Origin of the sequence: Parafrankia sp. FMc2 (genome assembly GCF_041008525.1) — a bacterium.
Classification (GTDB): Bacteria; Actinomycetota; Actinomycetes; order Frankiales; family Frankiaceae; genus Parafrankia.
The window spans coordinates 1-3,034 of record NZ_JBFLUG010000309.1 but is presented as its reverse complement, the minus strand read 5'-3'; the positions used below and the strand labels follow the sequence as shown (position 1 = coordinate 3,034).

The window sequence follows — 3,034 nt, the reverse complement described above, 5'->3', positions numbered from 1 at the left end:
AACAAACAGCTACCTCTCAGTATCTACCGGGTTCGCCTGTCGGCGGCTGAGAGTGGGTGTAGCAGCAGGCCCCCGCCCTGGGCGGCTCCTTTGCACTCGGCGGCATCGCCGGTGTCCTGCGCGAACTGGTCGGCCTCCCGCCACTGCTGGGATTCCTGCGCTGGTTCACCGTCGACGGCCACGAAATCCTCTGCTACGCCCTCATGGTCCTCGCCGCCACCGCCGGGCTGCTCGTCCTCGCCCCGATCTGCGGCGAACACCTCATCGGCTACGACTCCAGCATCGGACGTCCCCTCGACCTCCTCGCCAGCCTGCTGTTCTTCATCCCGCTCTACGGCACCGTCGCCGTCCTCATCCGCGAAGCGGTCCGCCGCCGCGGCGGCGGACCCCTCGCCCTCGTCGCCCTCGCCGCCGCGTTCGGACTCGCCCAGGCCGGCCTGATCGACCAGAGCCTGTTCGACCCGCACGTCACCGGAGACCCCGCCTACGACGACGACCGCACCCACACCCTCATCCCCGGCACCGGGCTCGCCGCCCATCCACTGGTCAACTACGTCGCCGGCCACGTGATCTGGACCTTCACCGCGCCGATCGTCGTCATCGAATCCCTCGCCCCCCGTATCGCCGACCGGCCCTGGGTGCACCGCCGCGGCCTGCTCACCCTGGGCGCGCTGTACCTCGCCGCCGCCGCACTGATCCACGCGGACACCGGCGACGTCGGCGCTTCCCCGGCGCAGCTCGCCGCCACCGCAGCCGCCATCCTGCTCCTGGCCGCCGCCGCCCTCATCCGCCCGAAACGCCGCACCCCCCACACCCCTCCACCAGCACTCCCACCGCCGACGCCGCCCTCGGAAGCGGAGCTGGTCCGGGCCCGGTGGCGCCGCACCTGGGGCCCACGGCTCCTCGCCGCCGCCGCCCTGACCACCTTCACCACCCACCAGCTGCTCCCACCCACCTGGGCCGGCACCCTCGCCGACCTGGCGATCCTCACCACCGTCGTCGCCCTGCTGCACCGCGCCACCCACCAGCACCACCGCCACCACCGCACCAGCAGCCAGGGACGCCGCCGCGCCCTCACCGTCGCCGGCGCCGCCCTCACCGTCAACGCCGCCCTGTCCTTCGTCGTCGACCCGATCGGCACCGTCTCCTACCCGGCCAAATACGCCGCCAACGCCACCCTCACCATGACCGTGCTGCTCCTGCTCACCGCCGCCCACCACCAGCTCACCCGCGCCGACCGCCCCACCCCGCACCCTTGAACGCTGGGTCACCGAACTACAGGCACCCATCACACCATCCTGAACCGATGATCGTTCCGGTGTTCGTTCCTGCCTGTGGGCGTGCGGTCAACCCGTGCCAGACGCGGCGGCGGCGGTGCGATGCCAGCGGGCGTCGAGGGAGTAGACGCCGGCACCGACGATGAGAAGGAAGAGGCAGCCGCACAGCTGGGCGAGGTCAGTGCGGGACTCGTGGAGGAACTCCCACCAGCCGGATGCGTCCGTGAAGAGCGGGGCGTCACCCCACAGGATGGGCAGCTTCGTGAGGAGCAGCGCACCCACCATGTTCACGAGCATCGGCAGGGTGGCGAGTCGGGTGAGCAAGCCTGCCAGGATCAGCCCGCCGCAGGCGATCTCGAAGGCCCCGTCCAGGGGCGCGACGAAGCCGGGAGCGGGGATGCCAACCCTGTCGAACCGGCCGGTGCCGAGCTCGTCAGGGAAGAGGAACTTCTGCACACCCTCAGAGAGAAAGACCACGCCGACGTAGAGGCGGATGAGGACCACCGCGGCCGGCGCCGTGGAAGCGGTAGTCGCGGTCAACCGGGCCGGCCAGGAGCCGAGCTGTGTCATACGAGGTGCCCCTCCGCCATCACGACGCATCGGATCCGACACCGTCCCGCGAATCAGAGAGACACCAGTGTTGACGCGCCCGGCCCGCGACCCTGTCATCCAGGGGTTACGGGGCCACCGTGCGGCGTACCCCATAGGCGGCGGCACCCACAGCCAGCACCGCGACCCCGGCGATCACGGAGGTCGCCGGCAGAGCGAAGGCCAGCGTGAGGCAGCCCGCCAGCCCGAGCACAGGGACCAGACGGCGCGGCCGGCCCTCGCCGGGCGCCAGGGTCCACGCCGAGGCGTTGGCGATGGCGTAGTAGGCCAACACACCGAACGAGGAGAACCCGATCGCCCCGCGCACATCCACCGTCGCCGCGAGGACCGCGACAACAGCACCGACGGCGAGCTCCGCCCGGTGCGGCACCCCGAACCTCGGGTGGACCGCCGCCAGCGCATGAGGCAGATGCCGGTCCCGGGCCATCGCCAGCGTGGTGCGGGAAACACCGAGGATGAGCGCCAGCAGCGAACCGAGCGCGGCCACCGCCGCACCGACCCGCACCACCGGCGCGAGCCAGCCCACGCCCCCGGCGCGGACAGCATCAGCCAGCGGTGCGGTGGCATCAGCCAGCCGCCCCGGCCCCAGCACCGCAAGAACAGCGACAGCGACGGCCGCGTAGACGACCAGGGTGATACCGAGCGCGAGCGGTATCGCCCGGGGAATGGTCCGACCCGGATCGCGGACCTCCTCACCGAGCGTGGCGATGCGCGCGTAGCCAGCGAAGGCGAAGAACAACAGACCCGCCGCCTGAAGCACCCCACCGCCGGAAACACCCCCACCGACACCCAGCCGGGCGGCTTCCGCCTCACCGGAAGTGAGGGCGGCGAGGACCACCGCGGCGAGGACCACCAGAACCACAGCCACGATCACACGGGTGAGCCAGGCGGACTTCTGCACCCCCGCATAGTTCACAGCGGTCAGCACCACCACGGCCGCCACCGCCACCGCATGCTCCTGACCAGGCCACACATACGACCCGACCGTCAACGCCATCGCCGCACACGACGCGGTCTTCCCAACCACGAACGCCCACCCCGCCAGCCAGCCCCAGAACGGCCCCAACCGCTCCCGCCCGTACACATACGTACCGCCGGACGCCGGATAACGCGCCGCCAACCGCGCCGACGACGTCGCATTGCAGTAC

4 protein-coding genes are annotated in these 3,034 nt (G+C 71.4%); 1 reads left to right on the top strand and 3 read right to left on the bottom strand.

The features are described from left to right. Positions 1–23: 23 nt before the first annotated feature. On the bottom strand, positions 24–182 hold the full coding sequence (locus AB1460_RS36560) for a hypothetical protein (protein WP_368967078.1): 159 nt from the start codon (positions 180–182) through the stop codon (positions 24–26). Between the two features lie 21 nt (positions 183–203). Between AB1460_RS36560 and AB1460_RS36555 the strand changes: the two genes are divergently transcribed. After that, positions 204–1,259 carry a hypothetical protein gene (locus AB1460_RS36555; RefSeq protein ID WP_368967077.1) on the top strand — a complete coding sequence of 352 codons (1,056 nt, stop codon included), beginning with the start codon at positions 204–206 and terminating at the stop codon, positions 1,257–1,259. Positions 1,260–1,346: 87 nt separating this feature from the next. Here AB1460_RS36555 and AB1460_RS36550 read toward each other — a convergent pair whose 3' ends face one another. Both AB1460_RS36550 and AB1460_RS36545 read right to left on the bottom strand, forming a co-directional pair. Further along, complete coding sequence (locus tag AB1460_RS36550) at positions 1,347–1,847, bottom strand: DoxX family protein (RefSeq protein WP_368967076.1); 501 nt, start codon at positions 1,845–1,847, stop codon at positions 1,347–1,349. Between the two features lie 106 nt (positions 1,848–1,953). Continuing rightward, on the bottom strand, positions 1,954–3,034 hold a 1,081-nt coding region (locus AB1460_RS36545; RefSeq protein ID WP_368967075.1), incomplete at its 5' end, for an APC family permease.

Bases quoted from the DNA above. Each gene is read 5' to 3' on its own strand.
- AB1460_RS36555 (WP_368967077.1), top strand. From the start codon at position 204: ATGGTCCTCGCCGCCACCGCCGGGCTGCTCGTCCTCGCCCCGATCTGC.
- AB1460_RS36550 (WP_368967076.1), bottom strand. From the start codon at position 1,847: ATGACACAGCTCGGCTCCTGGCCGGCCCGGTTGACCGCGACTACCGCT.